The organism is Hymenobacter busanensis (assembly GCF_008727865.1).
Classification (GTDB): domain Bacteria; phylum Bacteroidota; class Bacteroidia; order Cytophagales; family Hymenobacteraceae; genus Solirubrum; species Solirubrum busanense.
The window spans coordinates 321,970-342,214 of the sequence record NZ_VTWU01000003.1 but is presented as its reverse complement, the minus strand read 5'-3'; the positions used below and the strand labels follow the sequence as shown (position 1 = coordinate 342,214).

The 20,245-nt window shown below is 62.9% G+C and carries 23 protein-coding genes; 11 read left to right on the top strand and 12 right to left on the bottom strand.

Annotated features, from left to right (window positions below):
* Nucleotides 1-205: 205 nt before the first annotated feature.
* The 8 genes from ftsY to F0P96_RS09345 all read right to left on the bottom strand — a co-directional run bounded on the left by ftsY (nucleotide 206) and on the right by F0P96_RS09345 (nucleotide 6,295).
* Complete coding sequence (gene ftsY, locus F0P96_RS09375; protein ID WP_151078601.1) at nucleotides 206-1,186, bottom strand: signal recognition particle-docking protein FtsY; 981 nt, start codon at nucleotides 1,184-1,186, stop codon at nucleotides 206-208.
* A gap of 312 nt (nucleotides 1,187-1,498) precedes the next feature.
* The gene (locus tag F0P96_RS09370; RefSeq protein ID WP_151078600.1) at nucleotides 1,499-1,660 is read right to left on the bottom strand and encodes a DUF4295 domain-containing protein; all 162 of its coding nucleotides are present in this window, start codon (nucleotides 1,658-1,660) and stop codon (nucleotides 1,499-1,501) included.
* 8 nt (nucleotides 1,661-1,668) lie between these two features.
* Nucleotides 1,669-1,851, bottom strand: coding sequence for a 50S ribosomal protein L33 (gene rpmG, locus F0P96_RS09365; RefSeq protein ID WP_045689232.1), 183 nt, complete (start codon nucleotides 1,849-1,851; stop codon nucleotides 1,669-1,671).
* A 124-nt stretch (nucleotides 1,852-1,975) separates the two neighbouring features.
* Nucleotides 1,976-3,628 (bottom strand): aminopeptidase P family protein, encoded by a 1,653-nt coding sequence (locus F0P96_RS09360; protein ID WP_151078599.1) that lies wholly within the window; start codon nucleotides 3,626-3,628, stop codon nucleotides 1,976-1,978.
* Nucleotides 3,629-3,867: 239 nt separating this feature from the next.
* Nucleotides 3,868-4,107: a 50S ribosomal protein L28 gene (gene rpmB, locus F0P96_RS09355; RefSeq protein ID WP_151078598.1), complete on the bottom strand. Its 240-nt coding sequence runs from the start codon at nucleotides 4,105-4,107 to the stop codon at nucleotides 3,868-3,870.
* A gap of 105 nt (nucleotides 4,108-4,212) precedes the next feature.
* Nucleotides 4,213-4,377: a C1orf53 family protein gene (locus F0P96_RS20940; RefSeq protein WP_160620257.1), complete on the bottom strand. Its 165-nt coding sequence runs from the start codon at nucleotides 4,375-4,377 to the stop codon at nucleotides 4,213-4,215.
* Nucleotides 4,378-4,387: 10 nt separating this feature from the next.
* Nucleotides 4,388-4,768, bottom strand: coding sequence for a RidA family protein (locus tag F0P96_RS09350; protein ID WP_151078597.1), 381 nt, complete (start codon nucleotides 4,766-4,768; stop codon nucleotides 4,388-4,390).
* Nucleotides 4,769-4,804: 36 nt separating this feature from the next.
* Complete coding sequence (locus tag F0P96_RS09345) at nucleotides 4,805-6,295, bottom strand: DUF6056 family protein (protein ID WP_151078596.1); 1,491 nt, start codon at nucleotides 6,293-6,295, stop codon at nucleotides 4,805-4,807.
* A gap of 230 nt (nucleotides 6,296-6,525) precedes the next feature.
* Between F0P96_RS09345 and rocD the strand changes: the two genes are divergently transcribed.
* The 5 genes from rocD to hemB all read left to right on the top strand — a co-directional run bounded on the left by rocD (nucleotide 6,526) and on the right by hemB (nucleotide 10,584).
* Nucleotides 6,526-7,797 carry an ornithine--oxo-acid transaminase gene (gene rocD / locus F0P96_RS09340; protein WP_151078595.1) on the top strand — a complete coding sequence of 424 codons (1,272 nt, stop codon included), beginning with the start codon at nucleotides 6,526-6,528 and terminating at the stop codon, nucleotides 7,795-7,797.
* A 264-nt stretch (nucleotides 7,798-8,061) separates the two neighbouring features.
* The gene (locus F0P96_RS09335; protein ID WP_151078594.1) at nucleotides 8,062-8,304 is read left to right on the top strand and encodes a hypothetical protein; all 243 of its coding nucleotides are present in this window, start codon (nucleotides 8,062-8,064) and stop codon (nucleotides 8,302-8,304) included.
* Nucleotides 8,305-8,751: 447 nt separating this feature from the next.
* The gene (locus F0P96_RS09330; RefSeq protein ID WP_151078593.1) at nucleotides 8,752-8,994 is read left to right on the top strand and encodes a hypothetical protein; all 243 of its coding nucleotides are present in this window, start codon (nucleotides 8,752-8,754) and stop codon (nucleotides 8,992-8,994) included.
* 285 nt (nucleotides 8,995-9,279) lie between these two features.
* Nucleotides 9,280-9,507 (top strand): hypothetical protein, encoded by a 228-nt coding sequence (locus tag F0P96_RS09325; protein WP_151078592.1) that lies wholly within the window; start codon nucleotides 9,280-9,282, stop codon nucleotides 9,505-9,507.
* 84 nt (nucleotides 9,508-9,591) lie between these two features.
* Nucleotides 9,592-10,584 (top strand): porphobilinogen synthase, encoded by a 993-nt coding sequence (hemB, locus tag F0P96_RS09320; protein ID WP_151078591.1) that lies wholly within the window; start codon nucleotides 9,592-9,594, stop codon nucleotides 10,582-10,584.
* Between the two features lie 98 nt (nucleotides 10,585-10,682).
* Here hemB and F0P96_RS09315 read toward each other — a convergent pair whose 3' ends face one another.
* The gene (locus tag F0P96_RS09315; protein WP_151078590.1) at nucleotides 10,683-11,234 is read right to left on the bottom strand and encodes a hypothetical protein; all 552 of its coding nucleotides are present in this window, start codon (nucleotides 11,232-11,234) and stop codon (nucleotides 10,683-10,685) included.
* Nucleotides 11,235-11,300: 66 nt separating this feature from the next.
* Nucleotides 11,301-12,686: an APC family permease gene (locus tag F0P96_RS09310; protein ID WP_151078589.1), complete on the bottom strand. Its 1,386-nt coding sequence runs from the start codon at nucleotides 12,684-12,686 to the stop codon at nucleotides 11,301-11,303.
* Between the two features lie 164 nt (nucleotides 12,687-12,850).
* On the opposite strand from F0P96_RS09310, the gene F0P96_RS09305 reads away from it, so the two are divergent.
* From F0P96_RS09305 to F0P96_RS09295, 3 genes are all read left to right on the top strand, one after another.
* Entirely contained in the window at nucleotides 12,851-13,819 is a 969-nt protein-coding gene (locus F0P96_RS09305; protein ID WP_235917439.1) for a cation diffusion facilitator family transporter, read from the top strand.
* 77 nt (nucleotides 13,820-13,896) lie between these two features.
* A complete protein-coding gene (locus tag F0P96_RS09300) occupies nucleotides 13,897-15,144 on the top strand; it encodes an amine oxidase (protein WP_151078587.1) in 1,248 nt (415 codons plus the stop codon).
* Nucleotides 15,141-15,848 carry a phospholipase D-like domain-containing protein gene (locus F0P96_RS09295; RefSeq protein WP_151078586.1) on the top strand — a complete coding sequence of 236 codons (708 nt, stop codon included), beginning with the start codon at nucleotides 15,141-15,143 and terminating at the stop codon, nucleotides 15,846-15,848. Before F0P96_RS09300 ends, F0P96_RS09295 begins: the two co-directional genes overlap by 4 nt.
* Nucleotides 15,849-15,884: 36 nt before the next feature.
* Here the strand turns inward: F0P96_RS09295 and F0P96_RS09290 are convergent, their stop codons facing one another.
* Nucleotides 15,885-16,769, bottom strand: a complete 885-nt coding sequence (locus tag F0P96_RS09290; RefSeq protein ID WP_151078585.1) for an alpha/beta hydrolase — start codon at nucleotides 16,767-16,769, stop codon at nucleotides 15,885-15,887.
* Nucleotides 16,770-16,978: 209 nt separating this feature from the next.
* On the opposite strand from F0P96_RS09290, the gene F0P96_RS09285 reads away from it, so the two are divergent.
* The 3 genes from F0P96_RS09285 (at nucleotide 16,979) to F0P96_RS09275 (ending at nucleotide 19,278) form a co-directional block, all read left to right on the top strand.
* On the top strand, nucleotides 16,979-17,692 hold the full coding sequence (locus tag F0P96_RS09285; RefSeq protein WP_151078584.1) for a tetratricopeptide repeat protein: 714 nt from the start codon (nucleotides 16,979-16,981) through the stop codon (nucleotides 17,690-17,692).
* Between the two features lie 68 nt (nucleotides 17,693-17,760).
* Nucleotides 17,761-18,474, top strand: coding sequence for a hypothetical protein (locus tag F0P96_RS09280; protein WP_151078583.1), 714 nt, complete (start codon nucleotides 17,761-17,763; stop codon nucleotides 18,472-18,474).
* 18 nt (nucleotides 18,475-18,492) lie between these two features.
* On the top strand, nucleotides 18,493-19,278 hold the full coding sequence (locus F0P96_RS09275; RefSeq protein WP_151078582.1) for an SDR family oxidoreductase: 786 nt from the start codon (nucleotides 18,493-18,495) through the stop codon (nucleotides 19,276-19,278).
* Nucleotides 19,279-19,323: 45 nt separating this feature from the next.
* Here F0P96_RS09275 and F0P96_RS09270 read toward each other — a convergent pair whose 3' ends face one another.
* Entirely contained in the window at nucleotides 19,324-20,202 is an 879-nt protein-coding gene (locus F0P96_RS09270) for an ATP-grasp domain-containing protein (RefSeq protein ID WP_151078581.1), read from the bottom strand.
* Nucleotides 20,203-20,245: the final 43 nt, after the last annotated feature.

Here is a 20,245-nt window from a genome sequence, read left to right as displayed (position 1 = left end):
CAAAGGTACGCAGGAGCCAACGCCTTTTCCTAGGCCGAACGTTCCGCAGATTTGTAGGGCAAGCCAATGCCTGTATACAACTTGTCATCCTGAGGCGCAGCCGAAGGACCTTCTCACGGCTGAACGAGTGACGTAGCAACGCCCTGCTCTAATGTGGTAAGGTCCTTCGGCTGCGCCTCAGGATGACAGTTAATCTACTTCTGTTTTACTTTTTTGAAAACAGCGAATCGACGAACGTGCGGCGGTCGAAGAGCTGCAGGTCGGTCATTTTCTCGCCCACGCCGATGTAGCGCACCGGCACGTTCAGCTGGTCGCTGATGCCAATGACCACCCCGCCCTTGGCCGTGCCGTCGAGCTTGGTAATGGCCAGCGCCGATACCTCGGTGGCTTTCGTGAATTCCTTGGCCTGCAGAAACGCGTTCTGGCCGGTGCTGCCGTCGAGCACCAGCAGCACCTCGTGCGGGGCATCGGGAATCACCTTCTGCATCACGCGCTTGATCTTGCTCAGCTCGTTCATCAGGTTCACCTTGTTGTGCAGGCGTCCGGCCGTGTCGATGATGACCACGTCGGCCTGCATGTCCACGCCTTTCTGCACCGCGTCGTAGGCCACGGAGGCCGGGTCGGTGTTCATGCCGTGCGAAATAACCGGCACGCCCACGCGCTGCCCCCAGATGATGAGCTGATCGACGGCGGCGGCGCGGAAGGTATCGGCCGCCCCCAGCACCACTTTCTTGCCCGCCGAGTGGAAGCGGTGGGCCAGTTTGCCGATGGTTGTGGTTTTGCCCACGCCGTTCACGCCCACCACCATAATCACGAAGGGCTGGCCGCTGGCGCCGCGGTCGGGGCGCTCCAGCACGGCCGTCGAGCCCGAATCGGGGCGCTGCAGCAGCTCGGTAATCTCCTCGCGCAGAATGCGGTCCAGCTCCGAGGTGCTCACGTACTTGTCGCGGGCCACGCGCTTTTCAATGCGGTCAATCACCTTCACCGTGGTGTCGATGCCCACGTCGGCGTGCACGAGCATGGTTTCCAGGTCGTCGAGCACCGCTTCGTCGACGGTGCTTTTACCGACCACCGCCTTGCTCAGCTGGTCGAAAAAGCTGGTTTTGGTTTTCTCCAGGCCTTTGTCCAGCGACTCGCGCTGTTCGGGGGCTTCTTTGTCCTTTTTGAAAAAATCAAACAGTCCCATGCAGTCGGGCTTCAATCTCGGCCAGCAACCGCCGCCGGGAACGTAGAGGGTAACGCGAACCGGAACCAGGCCGTTGAGCCGGCTTCCACGTCGCGGGACGTTAAACGAAATGCCAGCGAAGCTAACGAAGCGCGCCGGATGTAGTTGGGCACCGCCTTGGCAGCGCAGCCAGTACGGCGTGGTACAACGCAAAAAAGTCCCACGGTTCGGCGGGACTTTTTCTTTTACATAACGGGCGAGCTACGGAACAACCCGTAGAAAAATCGAACCTGGGCTGAACCAACGATTCGACTCGGCACGCCCGCAAAGAGCTTATTTAACGCCGGTGGCGATGAACTCTTGCACCTTGTCAACGGGCACCATTTCCTCCTTGAAGGTGTAGGCGCCGGTTTTGGGCGAGCGGACCGCGCGAATCACTTTCGCCCAGTCTTTGCCGCCCGGGGTTTTCAGGGTAGCTACTACTTTCTTAGCCATGGTTCAGCTTACTTGATTTCCTTGTGAACGGTCATCTTCTTCAGCACCGGGTTGAATTTCTTCAGCTCAATGCGCTCGGGCGTGTTCTTGCGGTTCTTCGTGGTGATGTAGCGCGAGGTGCCCGGCTGACCCGAGTTTTTATGCTCGGTGCATTCCAGAATCACCTGCACCCGGTTTCCTTTTTTGGCCATCGTGGTAGTGACAGGGCGTGGATTTCGATTTCAGGACTGCAAAGGTACGCAGCTTTTTGGATTTGACAAACTCCTGAATAATAGTCGTCAGAACTTTGCGGCCGCAAAGCCGCAGGTGGTGAGCTTACTTCAGTTCGGGCAGCTTGTAGTTGTCGATGGGGCTGGGCTTGGCCATCAGGCTTTCGACCTCGGCCACGGTGCGCGGCGCGTCTTTCGAGAGGTTTTCCCATCCACTGGGCGTGATAAGGATGTCGTCTTCGATGCGCACGCCGATGTTCCACCACTTTTTGTCGCAGGGGCTGCCCTCGGGAATGTAGATGCCGGGCTCGACGGTAATCACGTTGCCGGCCTTGAGCGGGCCGTAGCTGCCGCGGTCGTGCACGTCGAGGCCGAGGTAGTGCGAAGTCCCGTGCGGGAAGTACTGGCGGGCTTCGGCGGCCGTTTTGATGAGGCCGAGCTTCAGCAGGCCGTCTTCCACCACTTTGCGGGCGGCTTTGTCGGGCGCCTGAAACTCGGCGCCGGGCTTGCAGGCGGCAATACCGGCATCCTGCGCGGCCAGCACCAGCTCGTAAATCTGCTTTTGCTCGGGCGAAAACTTACCCGAGGGCGGTGCGGTGCGCGTCACGTCGGCGGAGTAGCCGTGGTATTCGGCGCCGCAGTCCATCAGAATCAGGTCGTTGCCGATGCGGGGTTTGTCGTTGGTTTCGTAGTGCAGGATGCAGCCGTTGGCGCCGGCACCCACAATGCTGGGGTAGCCTTCAAACTCGGCGCCGTAGCGGCGGTACACGTACTCGTGCAGGGCCTGCACCTCGTTTTCGGCCATGTCGGGGCGCAGGGCTTTCATCACTTCCTGCTGGCCCACGGTAGAAATGCGGATGGCCCGACGCAGCAGCTTCAGCTCCTCGGGCGTCTTGACGGCCCGCAGCTCGTCGAGGGCCGCGTTCAGCGTCGTGCCATCGTAGCGCGATGGGGCGGGACGAGTGGCCATTACTTTTTGGCGGGCGTCGTCGGTTTCGGCTTTCAGGTAGGCCTGCACATAGGCATCGGCCGCCACCTGCGGCTGGGAGCTGGCCATGTTGGTGAGCATCGGCCGCAGGTTGGACGCAGCCTGCACGCCGTACTTCTGAATGAGCTGGTGCGCCTGGGCCAGGTCGGGGCTGTAATCGGCGGGGATGCTGGATTTTTGCCGGAACGTGGCTATCAGGTTGTAGAGGTCGGCGGGGTCGCGGGGGTCGTCGCGCACGTCGGTGGGCAACTCGGTAAACAGCACCTGGCTGAAGCTGCTCCACGGAATGGCGGCGGTGGCAAATTCCTTGTTGTCGGCCACATACTGCAGCTTGAGCTGCTGCTTGGCGCCCTCGGTACCGAGGCGGCGCCCGGTCCAGGATTCGGCTTTCGGGTTGCGGGGCTGCACAAACATGGCCTCGGTTACGCCGGCCTGCCCGCCAATGCTCTGCGACTCTTTGAAGAGCACCAGCACGGCCTGTGGCTCGTCGTAGCCGGTGAGGTAGTACAGATCGGGGCTTTGGTGGTAGATGAAGTCCACGTCGTTGGCGCGGTTGCGCACGGGGGCCGCAAACAGCACCGCCACCGAGCCGGCGGGCATTTGCTGGCGCAGGGCTTCGCGGCGGGCGCGGTGGAAGCCGGGGTCCAGAAAATCGGTGGGGCGGCCGGGGCCGGCCTGTCGCTGAGCCTGGGCCGGAGCGGCGGCTGAAATGGCCAAGGCAAGCAGCGCCACGGGCCAGTGAGTAGCCGCAACGAGACGACGTACATTCATAACAACGCGAAAAACAGTAGCTACTGCCACTTGGTGAGTGAGCCCCGAAACGGCCTGTTTCAAGGTCGGCGAAAGGAAACCGGAAACAGTTGCAGGGTTGCTGCCAAAAGGTAATTGTTTTGGCTTGCTTTGGTAACTTTTTCGGGCCACAATCCTATCTTCCACAACGCAGCAAGGCCCGCTCCTATTCAGAAGCGGGCCTTGTGCTTGCGCTGGCCTAGTGGCCCGGCACGGTATGCTTAGTACACGATGAAGCCTTGCTGCTTGGCTTTCTTCAACACGGCCATGATGCCGTTCTTGTTGATCGTGCGGATGGTGGACGTGGCCACTTTCAGCGTTACCCAAGCATCCTCTTCGGGGATGTAGAAGCGCTTCTTCTGCAGGTTCGGGAAGAACTTGCGCTTGGTCTTGTTGTTGGCGTGCGACACGTTGTTACCAACGCGGGTGCGCTTGCCGGTCAGATCACAAACTCGGGCCATGGCTATGTGTGTACTTGAAGTGACTATGCAGGAAACAGGGGCGCAAATATCGGCAAAAGTCTGAAGAAGACAAACCGCTAGGCTAAAAAACAGTTCGTTAGCGCATTACTGGCCCGTCGACGCGGTTTTTTTCGAGCGCCACGGGCAATGGCGGCAGCCGCTGCCGCAGCACGTGCCGCGGCGGCGGTGGTACTGTTCGGTGAAGACCATGTAGCCTTCGGGCGTGAAGTAGTAGTCGCCGGGCTGGAGCGGCTGGGGTTGAGCGGGCATACAGAGGCTACTAACCGCGCAGGGCGGCAATGCATTCAATTTCGACCAACGCATCGAGCGGCAAACGCGACACCTCCACAGTGGTGCGGGCCGGGCGGTGGGCACCGAACACTTCGGCGTATATCGCGTTCATGCGCTGGAAATCGGCAAAGTTTTTCAGGAACACGGTCGTTTTCACGATGTCCGACAGCCCGAGGCCAGCGGCCGACAGCACGGTTTCCAGGTTGGCCAGCGCCTGGCGGGTCTGGCCTTCGATGGCGGTAGCTTCGATTTGCATCGAGGCCGGTACGAGCGGGGTTTGGCCGGAGCAGAATACCAAGCCACCGGCTACAATGGCTTGCGAATAGGGCCCTACGGCTTTGGGAGCGTCGTCGTGGTGAAGGTGTTGCATGAAGCAGATGGTTGGGGAGCGAGGACCTGCCGACGACTAGTGCCAATCGGTACGGATGGTTTTCTTGCCAAAGAACTCGGCATAGGCTTGGTTGGACCAGTCGTAGACGTCGGTGGTAATGTCGCCGAACAGCAGCGTGCGGGGCGGCGACTGGAGCGGCTCCACCACGGCGTCGGTGGAGCCTGACCAGTCTGAGTAGCGCAGGCTCTGGTAGCGAGCGGTGAGTTGCGCATCGTAGCGGGCAGCGGTGCCGTCGAGCCAGTCGTGATAAGCTTCCACGATGTTGTTGGTTGAGTTGACATTTTCATGCGGCTCGTTGCCGCTCAACTTCCACGTGTGGCCCACAGCAAATAGGGCGGCTATCCAGCCAATAAGCACCGTTTGAATATACCAGGGCAGGGCAAAAGCAGTGGGTTCGGTGCGACGCCAGAGGTAGCGCAGCCAAGCATGGGCGTTGAGAAACCACCCGATCAGAAAAAACAGATAGAGCGAGTTCTGTGCCCGGAACGGCAAGATCTGGCGGGTACTCCACCACGCCAGCAACATCACCAGCACCAGCACTACCGGCATGAGCAGGGTAATGAAAAGCGGGTTTTGTGCCAGCCGATTGAGCGGCAAATCGGGGAGGCGCCACAGCCGGTAGCTTAGGGGCGCCAGCAGCACGGTGAAGGCTATGAGCACGCCATTCCCCAGCCAATTAGCTACGCTTTGGTAGGCTGACTGAACTGCCAGCTGGACCGCTTGCGGCAGCGGGAATTGCTGGTCAGGCTGCCCCATGCGCATGAAATTGCCGGGCGCCAGAAACGCCGCTGCGCAGGCCAGTCCCACCACTGCAGTCAGCGCCACGTAGTGCCACAGAATACGGCGGCGCTGCAGGCTGCGCATCACCGTAAAACCTGTGACGCCCACCGCCAAGGGCAGCGCGTTGGTCTCGTTGCCCCCAATGATAACCACGGCCAGCAGGGATGCCGCGACCAGCCACCGGCAGCACGCCGCGGGCTGGGTGGCCACGGCATGGCGCACTACAACCGCCAGCCACAACAGCGTAAGCAAAGCCGGCAGCAGGTAGTTGTAGGTGCTGGTAATCCAGTAAAACGCTTCGGCGGGGCTGGGCATTTGCAGCAGAAACAGTGCTGTGCCTATGCCGGCTGCCAGCCACAGCTGGTAGCGGCGAAATGCACCGGCCAGCAACGAGCGGAAAAGTGCATAGAAAGCACAGGGCAGCGCCGCGAGCAGTGCCAGGCATACCAAGCCGTAGCCTTCGGTGGTATTGCCGTATACCACTGGGTGCAGCAAGCCCCACAGCAGCAACGAGGTGTAGCGCCCGGTCCAGTTCAGGTACATGTAGGGCATGTAGCCCCAGTGGCCGTGTTTACGCACGTCGTTAGCCTGCAGGAAATCGTCGGCTGAGGGATGGGCGTACCAGCACAAAACCAGAAAGGGCAGCAGGCACAAAACGGCAAACGCAGCCAGCAGAATGGGCCCGCCGAGGCGGCCAAAACGCGAAGCAATAACCGGGGTAGACATGCGGTGGCGGAGGACACAATGGGCAGCCTGGCAAAGCTACTGGTTGCCGGTAAGAATTGTCAGGTCTTTGCCCCACCTCCAAGAGGCGCCGTGGGCGCCCTAGCTCCGGCCCCGATTGTTTCGCTTTTGCCGTCCTCCCTAATTCCCCGCTACAGCCACCGACTCAGGCCGATTTCCGTACTTTTGGCTACCTCCCCGCTCGATTTCTCATCCTAACTTTTCCCTGCCTCATGTCCGTTTCCACGCCTCCCGCCCACGAAACCGCCACTGCCACGCACCAGCACAGCAGCCAGGAGCTGATGCAGCTCGAAGACCACTACGGCGCCCACAACTACCACCCGCTGCCGGTGGTCCTCACCCGCGGCGAAGGCGTGCACCTCTGGGATGTGGAGGGCAAACACTACTACGACTTCCTTTCGGCCTACTCGGCCGTAAACCAGGGCCACTGCCACCCGCGCATCATCGGGGCCATGATGGAGCAGGCCCAGCGCCTCACCCTCACCTCACGCGCGTTTTTCAACGACCAGCTGGGCCGGGCCGAAAAGTACCTCTGCGAGCTGTTCAACTACGACAAGGCCCTGCTGATGAACTCGGGCGCCGAGGCCGTGGAAACCGCCCTTAAGCTGGCCCGCAAATGGGGCTACGAAGAAAAAGGCATTGCGCCGAACCAAGCCCGCATTCTGGTGGCCGAGCACAACTTCCACGGCCGCACCACCGGCATCATTTCCTTCAGCACCGACCCCGACTCGACCGGCGGCTTCGGCCCCTACACGCCGGGTTACCAAGTGGTGCCCTACGACGACCTCGCCGCGCTGGAAGCCGCCGTGCAAGATCCGCACGTGTGTGCTTTCCTGGTTGAGCCCATTCAGGGCGAGGCCGGCGTGATGGTGCCGCAGGACGGCTACCTGGCCCACGCCCACGCCCTCTGCAAAAAGCACAAGGTGCTGCTGATTGCCGACGAAATTCAGACCGGGCTGGGCCGCACCGGTGAGCTGCTGGCCTCGTGCTACGACGGTGTGCACGCCGATATTCTGGTGCTGGGCAAGGCCTTGAGCGGCGGGGCCATGCCGGTATCGGCGGTGCTGGCCCGCAACGAAATCATGCTCACCATCAAGCCCGGTCAGCACGGCTCCACCTTTGGCGGCAACCCGCTGGCCTGCGCCGTGCTGGTAGCGGCCCTCGACGTGCTCATCGAAGAAAAGCTGACCGAAAACGCCCGCGCTTTGGGCGAGGTGTTCCGGGAGCGGATGCGCCGCCTGCAAGCCAAGCGCCCCGAGGTGGTGGAGCTGGTGCGCGGCAAAGGCCTACTGAACGCCGTCGTTATCAAACCCCACGCCGATGGGCGCACGGCCTGGGACGTGTGCGTGACCCTGATGGAGCGCGGCGTGCTGGCCAAACCCACCCACGGCGACATCATTCGCTTCGCGCCGCCGCTGGTCATCACCGAAGAGCAAATCCACGAAGCCTGCGACGTGATTGAGCAGACGATTATGGACTTCTAGCGCAACGCCTTGCTTAGGGCTCAACGGCCCCGGCGTGGTTGCGCCGGGGCCGTTTCGTTTCTCCATCGTATCCTGACAAGCAGGATGTACCAGAGGAAACTTGCACAGCTGGGCAGTGATAAGCAGGGTCAGATAGACGCCGAATCAGACGCTTAGCTACTGACAGACAGTTTTTACAGCGTCCCGGAACGGTTTCGGCGAACGGAATGGTTTGGCAGGCTGGACGTACATAGGTTTGTACTCCACCCATCCCACACCACCCGTATGTTCAAACGTTACGCCCTGCTGCTGGGCTTGGCCGCGCTGTCGTTGGGCAGCTGCCAAAGCAACCGGCTGGCCCTGGCTGCCCACCTCAGCCCGCTGCCCACCGCTGCCTCCAACGACACCACCGCTACCGCCGTGGTGCTCATGCACGACTCGCAGAGCCCCGAGCCCACGGCCGTGACGGTGTCGGCCAGCGAAGCCGAGGCCACCTCGGCCAAGCGGCTGCCGGGGCGCCGGCGCTAACGGCGGTTTTTGCAGGAATAATCTGGTTCGCCGCGTCGGCCCTTGTGGGGTGGGCGCGGCGAACTGCTTTTTGGTCCGTGCGTAGTAGCGCGAACTGCCGCCCGCTACCTTCGGCAGCTACACCCCTGGTTTTACTTGCCGATGGCCGATTGTGTACCCTCGTTCCGGCTGCGCGCCGGTTTTCTGTTGCTGATAGGCTTACTGCTCGCGGGTTGCCGTAGCCAGCAAGCTGCCTTTCGTTTCTCGGCTCCTACTGTCGCAGTGGCCGACACGCAGCCGGTGGCACCGGCCCAGGCTCATGCTTGTGTTGCGCCTACTCCGGCAGTTACCGCGCGTTTGTCGCAGGTAAAGCGTTTCGGTGGAACCCGTTCCCAACGGCCTCGGGTAGCCGCGCTGCAGCCCACGCGGCTGCAGCGAACTACGGATTCCCCAATATTTGTACCCCAGTTGCGGAAGCGCCACCACAACGCGGCACGGCACACGCAGGTGGCGGCCGGGCGCGATACGCTGCACATTGTGCTCGGGGCGCTGCTGGTGGCGGGCGGGGTGGTAGCCGGACTGGCGCTGGGCGGCTGGCTGGGACTAGGCGTGGGCGCGGCAGTGGTAATTGCCGGGTATTACTTTCTGGTGCTGGGTATTGGGGGCCGGCACGCGTGGCTGGAAATCTTTCAGGAATTTTTCAACATGTAGCCTTCGAGGATGAAGTTGTATAGGTGCTGCGCTTTGTTGCTTGTACTCGTTTTCGGTGGCTGCTACAGTGAGCAAACTGCTTTTCGGTTTCAGCCCGCACCGCCGCGGGTGCCCCGGCTGGCTTCCGCGCCACCAAGACCAGTACCTGAACTGACTCTTGCCCCCGTGGCGGTGCGCGGGGCCAATGCGAGCCGGCATCTGGCAGTTGTCCGGCAACGACCCGAGACGCAAAGCGTTGGTAGAAGTCGAAGCACCCACAAGCCCCAACATATTGGAGCAGCAAGGGTGGTTTCCACCAAGCTGCGGGTGGCCCAACAGCGGGTACCCCAACAGCTCCTTTCCACGAAGGGCGACTTTCTGCAAATTCTGGGGACCGTGTTTGCGGTTGGGGGCATCGTGCTCGGCGTGGCTGTAGGCGGATGGGCCGGCTTCGGGTGGTTTGCGCTTTGTGCGCTTGTCGGGTTGCTGGTAGCTTTCTGGGGCAGCTTTGTTATCGACGGCAACCTGCCGTAGGTACATTCGCCGCATTTGCCCCACTGCCACCTGGCAACTTTACCTTTGCCCCGGCTGTTCTGCCCCGTTGACATTTGCTTCCCTATGCCCACACTTCCCATTCACCGGCCCCGCCGCAACCGCAAGTCCGAAGTCATTCGCAATATGGTGCAGGAAACGCACCTGGCCGCGCACGACTTTATCTACCCGGTTTTCCTTGTCGAAGGCCAGAACCAGCTTATTGAGGTGGCTTCGATGCCCGGCATCAACCGCTTTTCGGCCGACCGCCTCATCGATGAAATCGGCCAGTGCGTGGAGCTGGGCGTGAAAGCCTTTGCGCCCTTCCCCAGCATCAACGACAAGCTGAAAGACCGCCTGGCCAAAGAATCGGCCAACCCCGAGGGGCTGTACCTGAAAACCGTGGCCGACATCAAGCGGCAGTTCCCCGACGTGGTCATCATGACCGATGTGGCCATGGACCCCTACTCTTCCGACGGCCACGACGGCATTGTGGACCCCGAATCGGGCGAAATTCTGAACGACGCCACCCTGGAAGTGCTCGGCCAGATGGCCCTGGCCCAGGCTCGCGCCGGCGCCGACATCATCGGCCCCTCCGACATGATGGACGGCCGCGTGGCCTGGATTCGCGAGGTGCTCGACCGCAACGCCTTCTCGCACGTGAGCATCATGAGCTACACGGCCAAGTACGCCTCGGCTTTCTACGGCCCCTTCCGCGACGCGCTGGACTCGGCCCCCAAGAAAGGCGACAAGAAAAGCTACCAGATGAACCCGGCCAACCGCCGCGAGGCCCTGCGCGAGCTGGCCCTCGACGAGCAGGAAGGCGCCGACATGGTGATGGTGAAGCCCGCCCTGAGCTACCTCGACGTGATTCACGACGTGAAAACCCACACCAACCTGCCCGTGACGGCCTACAACGTATCGGGCGAGTACGCCATGGTGAAGGCCGCCGCCCGCAACGGCTGGCTCGACGGCGAGCGGACGATGCTGGAGGTGCTGCTGAGCATCAAGCGCGCCGGCGCTGACGCCATTCTGACCTACTTCGCCAAGGAGGCGGCCGCTGTGCTGAAGCGCGGATAGGTAACAAAACCAGCCGTAACGGAAAGCCCCGCTTCAGTCAGAAGCGGGGCTTTCCGTTACGGCTGGTTTCCTCGTTGAATGGCCATCAACACCTGGCTTTATTCCGACGCCTGAAACGCTTGCAAATTTTGCAGTTCGAGCATAATCTGCTTCTCCCAAGTGGCCTGTTCAACGGACAGCGTGCCGTAGTTGGTTTCGTTGACGTATAGGGCTTGGCGTTGTTGCGAATCTTTCATCTGTTCGTTGAACAACTCGTTGATATCGGGTTTACCAAACAGCAGGATTTTCGTGGCACTGGCGCGAATCTGCTGCCGTAGTCGGCGGCAGTAAACTTCTTGAATATCAAACAGCGTCTGGTGAAACCGAATTTGCGCCGCAACATCTGTTCGGCTTGTCGTGTCGACCCAAGACGCGGTGCGCAGCATGCGGTTGCGGATAACGTTGTTGGCCTGCTTGCCGAACAAGTCATACACGTTGCCGTGCATTTCGAACCCGAACATGGCATTGCTGCCGTTCAGGTAGTTGCCGGGCTTCACCTGCAGTCCGAAATCGGAGAGTTGTAAACGCCGAGTTGCGCTCCAATACGCGTAGTCCGAGTCGAGCCTTTTGGCGTTGGTTTGGCTACGACCGGTGCCGACAATCAGCAGCAAAAGCAAAAGCGAAAAGAATAGGCGCAGCACGTAAAACAGGGTTGAATAAAAGCCCGAATGTACCCCTTACCGCGCAAACGGCCAACGGCCCCGGCTGCGGCTCCAGAGCAGAAAAACCACTATGCCCGCGGCAATCATGGCCAGGCCCGAGAGCATAAACGAGACGCCGGTGCTCCACAGAATCCAGAGCCAGATGCCTACGGCCAGCACCACTGGCAGCGGGTAGAGCGGCATTTTGAACGGCAGCCCGGCCGTGCCGCGCCGCCGGCGCAGCAGCACCAGCCCCACGGCTTGGCCCACGAACTGCACCAAGATGCGCATGGCCAGAATGGCGCTGATGACTTCACTAAGCTTGAAGAGCAAGCTGAACACGAAGCCCGCCCCGCCCAGCACCAGTAGCGACACGTAGGGAAAGTGTTTGGTGGGGTGCAGCCGGGCAAACACGGGCAGGAACTCACCGTCGGCGGCGGCGGCGTAGGGAATGCGCGAGTAGCCCAGCAGCACCGCGAAAAGCGACGCAAACGCCACCCACAGCACCAGTCCGGTAGCCAGCTTGGCGGCCGTGGGGCCAAACAAATGCTCGATGAAGGTACTCACGATGAATTCCGACTTGCCCGCCACCTGCCAGGGCAGCACGTGCGCCACGCTGTAGTTGAGCAGCAGGTAGAGCACCGCAATGCCCAGAATACTCAGGAAAATGGCCCGCGGAATTACCTTTTCGGGTTGCTTGATTTCAGCCCCGAGGTGGCACACGTTGTAGTAGCCCAGGTAGCTGTAGATGGTTTTGACGGTGGCCTGCCCGAGCGCGGCCGGTAGCAGCAGCCCGGCCCAGTTCACGGTGCCGTCGGTGGCGGCGGGCAGCAGCGGCACCGGCTCGTGGCCCAGCAACAGGCCGCAGCCAATGAGGCCCACCAGCAGCACCAGCACGCCCACCCAGAGCGTAACGCCCAGCTTGCCCACGCTGCCGATGCGCCGGTAGAGCAAGGCCACCAGCAGCAGCACTACCGTACCGCTCACCAGCTTGGGCTGCCACCACGCCTCCAGCGGCACGAGGTAGCCGAAATACTGCGCAAACCCGATGCTGCCCGAAGCCAGCACCAGCGGCGCCTGCACCAGCGTCTGCCACACGTAGAGAAACGACAGCAGCCGCCCCCAGGTATGCTCGCCGTAGGCCAGCCGCAGAAAGCGGTACGAGCCGCCTGCTTCGGGGTGCGCCGCGCCCAGTTCGGCCCAAATCAGCCCGTCGACCACCGAGAGCAGCGCGCCGGCCACCCAGGCCCACATAAAATACGGCCCCATGAGCTGCATGACGAGCGGCAGCACCACGAAGGGGCCAATGCCGACCATGTCGATCATATTCAACGCGGTGGCGGGCAGCAGGCCCAGTTCGCGGCTGAGCTGGGGTTCGGCAGGAGCCGGTGAGGTGGTGGCGGTGGGTTGGGCGGGGCGCATGAGGCGGAGCGGTGGCGCGGGTAAGGCAGCGGGCGAAGTAACCGCTTTTAGCGGGCTTGGGTTTGGCGGGGGTCAGCCAAACCGCCGTACTTGCGTATAGTATGCCCGGCGGCCGCGTTCGAGTCGCTGGTTTTCTTACCTACTCCCGTTCCGTTTTCTGCTTCGTGGCTGATCCGAATTCTTCTAAAACCGCGCTCTACGGTGGCCTGTTGGCCAACATCGGCATTGCCATCAGCAAGTTTGTGGCGGCGTATTTTACCCGCAGCTCGGCCATGCTGTCGGAGGGTATTCACTCGCTCGTCGACAGCGGCAACGCGGTGCTGTTGCTCTACGGCGTCAACCGCAGCCAAAAGCCGGCCGATGCCCAGCACCCGTTCGGACACAGCAAGGAGCTGTATTTCTGGGGCCTGATTGTGGCCGTGCTCATCTTTGCAATCGGCGGCGGCATGTCGTTCTACGAGGGCATCAAGCACATCGAACACCCCGAGCCCCTCACCGACCCGCTCTGGAACTACGTGGTGCTGGGCGTGTCCATTGGGTTCGAGGCCTGGGCATTTTACCTGGCCATGAAGGCGCTGCTGGTCAACCGCGCCGAAAACCTTTCGTTCTGGGGCATACTGCGCGCCAGCAAAGACCCCGCGGTGTTTGCCTCGGTGCTCGAAAACCTGGCCGCGCTGCTGGGCCTGCTCCTGGCCCTGCTGGGCGTGTTTTTTGGTCACCTGCTCAACAACCCGTTTCTCGACGGGGCCGCCTCCATTGCCATTGGCCTGCTGCTGATGCTGGTGGCCGTGTTTCTGGTGGCCCGTACCCGCACGCTGCTGGTGGGCGAAGGCGTGGATGCAGATACCCTGCAGGCCCTCCAAACCATTGCCCACGAACAGCCCGGTGTCGAAGCCATTCGCCCGCCGCTGACCATGTACCTGGGGCCCGCCGACGTGATTTTGGCCCTCGACGTGCAGTTTCAGCCCAACCTGACGGCTCAGCAAGTGGAAGTGGCCATCGAACAGCTGCAGGACGCCATTCGGGCGCGGTATCCCGAGTTCAAGCGTATCTTCATCGAAGCCAAGTCGGTGCTTAACCGCCAGCGCCACGCCACCGACGCGCCGCCGCAACCCGCCTCCACCCCGGCCTAACCGCCGTTTTTTCCCAAGCGCCCAACGATTTTGAACCGACGTCGGCTCCTGCGCCGACGCTCAGCCTTCGTTTGACCATGGTGTCTGCCACCCGCCCCGCTACGCCCACCAACCCGTTTCGCTCGTTCTGGATGGGCGGCTACGAGTGCACCGACCAGCTCAACTGCTTCGGGCACCGCGTCGATTTCCTGCACCTGACAGGCCACTACCAGCTGCTCGACGACGACTACCGCGGCTTGGGCCAGTACAACATCCGCACGGTGCGCGAAGGCATTCGGTGGAGCCAGGTAGAGCGCACGCCTTACCACTACGACTGGAGCGTGGTGGCCGATTTGCTGGCCGCCGGCACCCGCCACGGCGTGCAACAGGTGTGGGACATCTGCCACTTCGGCTACCCCGACGACCTCACGCCGCTGCACCCGCAGTTTGCGCGCCGCTTTGCCTCGCTCTGCCGTGCCTTCGTCGATTTCTACCGTTCCGTGCGCCCCGACGACGAGCTGATTGTGACGCCCATCAACGAAGTGAGCTTTATGAGCTGGCTGGGCGGCGACGTGCGCGGCACCTCGCCCTACTGTGTGGGCCAGGGCTGGGAAGTGAAGTACGGCCTGATGCGCGCCTACATCGAAGGCGTGGCGGCCCTGCGCGAAGCCGACCCCACGGTGCGCATCCTCACTACCGAGCCCCTGGTGAACATTGTGCCGCCTTTCCGGGGCACCAAGCTGCAGAAAGCCCAGGCCCGCCGTGCCCACCGCGACCAGTACCAGGCCGTGGACATGCTTTGCGGCCGCATGTGCCCCGAGCTGGGCGGCTCGCCCGAGTACCTCGACCTGCTGGGCTTCAACTATTACTACGACAATCAGTGGGACCTGCACACCGGCCAGCGCCTGGGCTGGGCCAACGAAACCAACGACCCGCGCTGGCGCCCGCTCAGCGCCCTGCTCCAGGAGGCCTATGCGCGCTACCAGCGGCCGGTCGTCATCACCGAAACCAGCCACCCGCAGGAGCACCGGCCCAACTGGATTGAGTCCGTGGCCCGGGAATGCGCCCTTGCGCTGCGCGCCGGCGTGCCGCTGTGGGGCGTGTGCCTCTACCCCATCATCGACCGGCCCGACTGGGACTTTCTGGAGCGGCCCTGGCACCGCGCCGGCCTCTGGGACGTGGAACTGCAGCCCGAAGGCCCACCCAAGCGCGTGTTGCACCAGCCCTACGCCGAAGCCCTGCTGGCCGCCCAGCAGCAGGTAGCCGCGGCCGTGCCCGCGCCCATCTTCACCCGCAAAACGGCCAAGCTGCGCGGTACCGTCGACGAAGCCCCTATTCCCGCATGAGCACTCCCGCCGCCGACCTCGACGTATTGCTGGACCGTTTCCGGCAGGCGTTGTCCGACATTTCCCTTTCAGAGGCTGAAGCCCGGCAGCTGCGCCCGCATGTGTTGGCGTTCGGCCAGCAGGGCGGCGACCTGGCCCAACTGCGGCGGCAGGTGTTTCAGCTTGCCAAAACCCAGACCGAAACGCCGCTCGACAAGGCCATTATCACGTGGCTGACCGGGGCAACGGCGCTGCTGCCGGCCGAGGCCACGCCCATTACGCAAACCGAGGTGCATTTCAGCCCCGGCGAAGCGTGCATCGGGGCCATTCGGCGCTTCATCAACCAGGCCGAGCGCACCCTGGACGTGTGCGTGTTTACGGTGGCCGACGACCGCCTGACCGAGGCCCTGCTGGCCGCGCACCGCCGTGGCGTGCGCGTGCGCCTGCTCACCGACAACGACAAGCTCTTCGACGGCGGCTCCGATGTGCGTCAGCTGCACCAAGCCGGCATTCCCGTGCGCACCGACCGCACCGAGTACCACATGCACCACAAGTTTGCCGTTGCCGACGACGCGCTGGTGCTGACCGGCAGCTACAACTGGACCCGCTCGGCGGCGCGCTACAACCTCGAAAACGTGCTCATCACCAACGACCCGGCCGCAGTGCGTCCCTACGCGCAGGCTTTCGGGAAGCTTTGGGCCGAGATGCAGGCCTTTGAAGCGTAAAGCAAGCAGCCGGAAGCAACGCCAAGCGCTACGTATTCAGGACGCTGGGGAATGTACCAGTTTCAGGAGTTCCTGGTAAATCACGTTGCGTTTCCAGTAGAGCTGCAGCACCATGGGCACGTGCCTTTTGCCCGGCAGCACGGCAAACTGCGGCGGGTGTCCCGCGGCTATCAGCCGCTCGCGAAACCGCTGGCTGCTGGAGCTAATGGACGGGTAGGTTTCGCCGCCGACGAAGATGAGAAACGGCGGGCTGGCGGCCGATACGTGGTAGAGGGCCGAAGCATCGCGCCACACGGCCGGGTGGCGGCCGAACGGCACGAGGTACTGCGCGTCGCCGGGGTACTGCATCTTTTGCAGGTAGTCGTACATATCGAGGCCGGCGGGGTCGTCGAGAATGGCGCCGCGCACGGGATTCTGGCGCAGGCCGCGCCGCTGAAACAAGCGCGTGTCGGTGGCCAGCAGCGCCGCCAGTCCGCCGCCCGCCGAATGGCCCATCACGAAGATGCGCCGCGCATCGCCGCCGTACTCCGGCGCGTGCTCGGTGGCCCACACCACGGCGCGGGCGCAGTCGTCGGCCATTTGCGGCACGCGCACCTGCGGCGCCAGCCGGTAGTTGATGACCAGTGCCACCACACCCTGCCGGGCTAGCCGCCGCCCGATGAAGGCGTAAATGTTCTTGTTGCCGCTGTCCCAGTTGCCGCCGTGAATGAACACCACCACGGGCCGCAACGCAGCCGCTTTGCGGCGCGGGGCATACACATCCAGCCGGTGCCGCTCGGCGCTGTAGGCCGTGTCGGTGGCAGGCACGTAGGGCACATCGGCGGTGCGGCGGCTGGGCCGGGCCACCGTGTACTCGCTGCCAACTGCGAGCAGCAGCAGTAGAAACGGAATCAGCGCGCAGCGCAGCAATACCCTCATCATATAGCAACAACAAACCGGCCGGCAGCCGCCGACGGCTCGGCTATATACCGCATTGGGGCTGGCTTGGATTGCCGGCGCTACATACTGCGGCGGCCCCGCCGGGCGTTACCGTGGCGCCTACAGCGGGCGGTGGGCGCTATCTTTGCTCTGCCGCCCACTGGGTGCCGCCGGTGTAGCAGCGTTGGTGCGGTCGTTTAAGCTTTTTGTTCATGAAATACCTGATTTACCTGGCCGCCGTGCTGGGCTCATTGCTGGCATTGCCGGCGCACGCGCAGAAAACCAAAGTCAAAACCAAAGGCGCCGCCACCACCGTCAACCGGCAACTGGCCTTGTTCGGCGGCGTTACGCCCGAGGCCGCGCAGGCGTTCATGGGCGAAGCGTTTCTGAAGGGCATCGACCAGAACTTTGCCTCGCGGGCCGAAGCCAGCCGCTTCTTTGCCAACAAAGGGTACGAGTACTTCACCGAAGGCCAGCCCGACACGGCCCGCTACCGCTTCAACCTGGCTTGGATGCTCGATCCGCAAAATGCCGACGCCTACCGCGGCCTGGGTCTGCTGACCAGCAGCACCGCCCTCGACGAATCCATTGGCCTGCTGGAAAAAGGTCTGGCCGTATCTGCCGGCGCCACCCAGGCCGTGCTCCATTCCGACCTCGGCGCCAGCTACCTGCTGCGCTACGAGAAAACCAAGAAAAGCAAAGACCTGAAAACGGCCCTGGAACACCTCAACCAAGCCGTGACGCTCGACGCCAACAACTCCTACGCCTACCAGCAGCTGGGCCGAGCTTACTACCTGCAGGGCGAATACGCCAAAGCCTGGGAAGCCGTGCACAAAGGCCGCAGCCACAGCTTGCAGGGCGTAGACTTCGGCTTTATCAGTGAGCTGGTGGCCAAGATGCCCGACCCGCAAGGGGTGTTCAAATAAGGGCCGTGCGTAACGCCGGGCGGTGGCCGGGCGTATGCGGAGTTCCGTTTCACTTGATTTTTCGACCCGTGCGCATTACTTCTTGGTTGCTCGGCGCCGCGCTGCTGGCGGCCCCGCTGGTGGCAACGGCCCAAGCGCCGCGCCGCCATTTCGACGCCCAAGGCCGTGGCTACTACCGCGGCCCGGCGCGCCTGACGGCCGGCGGCGGCGTGGCGTTTTACACCGGCGACCTAACCACCGGTCTAGCCCAAAACCGCCCCGGCGCCGACGTGCAGGTGGGCGTTATTTACCCCTGGCGGCCGCATTGGTCGGTGGGCGGCGAGTTCGGCTGGTTTCAGGTAGGCTCCATCGACCAGCTGGCGGAGCGCAACCTCGCTTTTCGGGGCCGCAACCAGTCGCTGACGAGCTTTTTGCGCTTCGAGCCGCTGCACGACCCGGCGCAGTTTTCCAGCACCGGCGCCAATCCACTCGGCTTCAAACCCTTTCTGCAGGCCGGTTTGGGGCTGTTGCTCTACAACCCCAAGCTCTACACCGGCACCGAGCCGCTCAACCAGCAGGCCATCCTGACGCCCGAGCGGAATGATTACCCGGCTACAGCCGTGGTAGCGCCCGTAGGCGGTGGCCTGTCGTTTTTGCTGAACCGGCGCCTGTACCTGACAGCCCAGGGCACCTACTTTTTCACCACCACCGACCACCTCGACGACGTGAGCCAGCGCGGCAACCCCAACCGCAACGATGGCTACGGCCTGGCCGAGCTGAAGGTCGAGTACAAGCTGCGCTAGGCGCGGCGACCCGCCAACATGCTGCCTCCTTCTGATTTCACCGCCCGCTGGTCGTTGCGTGGCCGGGTGTTCCTGGTTACCGGCGCCTCGGCGGGCATTGGCGCGGCCGTGGCCGAAGAGCTGCTGCGCTTCGGGGCGACCGTGCTGGCCGTGGCGCGCCGCCCCGAGCCGCTATACGAAGCCGTGGCCGCGTGGCAGCAGCAAGGGCTTGACGCGCACGCCCTACCCGGCGACGTGAGCCAACTTGAAAGCCGCGCGGCGCTGCTGGCCGAGGTACAGCAGCGCTGGAACCGGCTCGACGGGTTGGTAAACAACGTGGGTACCAACATCCGCAAGGCTACCACGGCGTACTCCGATGCCGAGTACCGGCACATCATGGCCACCAACCTGGAATCGACGTTTGGGCTGTGCCAACTCGCGCACCCGCTGCTGAAAGCCAGCGGCGCGGGCATCATCGTCAATATTTCGTCGGTGGCAGGCCTCACCCATTTACGCACCGGGGCCATCTACGGCATGACCAAGGCCGCGCTGGTGCAGCTCACTCGCAATCTGGCCGTGGAATGGGCTGCCGATGGTATTCGGGTGAACTGCGTGGCGCCGTGGTACATCCGCACACCGCTGGCGGCCGGGGTACTGAGCAACGAAGCGTATTTGCAGCAGGTGCTCGACCGCACACCCGAAGGCCGCATCGGCGAGCCGCATGAAGTAGCTGCTGCCGTGGCTTTTCTGTGCCTGCCCGCCGCCAGCTACGTCACCGGCCAAACCCTGGCCGTTGATGGTGGCTTCGTCGTGAATGGCTTCTGACCACTGCAAGGGCCAGCCCCACACATCCGCGTGTGGGCATGCTAGTTACTTTGCCAGCTGCAACAGCGCTTCGTAGTAGCGCGCATACGCGGCTTCGCTGCCCGATTCGAGGTAGAGAAACGGTTCAATCAGCTCCAGTTCCATCAGCCAGAAACCGCCGTCGGGCGCGTCCACCCCATCGACACGGGCGTAGAGGCAGCCGGGGGCAAAGCGCTGCACAACGGCGTGGGCAACGGCGGCTATGGGCGCGGGGGCTTCTACCGGCTGAATGCCGCCGCCGAGGTAGTGCTGCACCCGAAAGTCGCCCGATTTAGGCGTTTTCAGCACCGCATGGCTCAGTTCGCCGCCAAAGAAGACGAGCGACCATTCGCCGGTGGTCTGGATTTGCGGCACGAAAGGCTGCACTAGAAAGTCGGCCTCGTCGAGCAAGGCCTGCAGCTGCGGCGCAGCTGCTTCGGCCTCGGCTAAGGTGAGGGCAAAAGTGTCTTTGGCGCCGCCGCTCACAGTGGGCTTGAACACTACTTTCTCGGCTCCGCCCGCAAACCACGCGGCGGGCTGCACGCGGCTTCCGCGCTTCAGCAGCTGGGTGGGCACAATGGCCACGCCGCCGGCTTCGAAGTCGAGCAAATAGGCTTTGTCGGCATTATAGCGCACGATACTCGTCGGGTTAAGCAGCCGCACGCCGCGGCGGTCCAAGTCGTCGAGCCACGCGTGAAACTCAGCGGGCCGGTCGAAATAGTCCCACGGCGACTTGAGCACCACGGCATCAAACGATTCCCACGCAACGGCGGCATCCGACCACACGGCAGGCGTCACCTGCAGACCGTGGCGACGCAGGTACGCAGCCAGCAAATCGTCTTCGTTGGCCACGTTGGTGGCGGCGTATTGTTCCAGCACCACGCTGGTGACCAAGGCTACGTGCATGTTCGAGAGTTTGGGCAAACCGGCGGTGCCGGCGCAGAAAAGC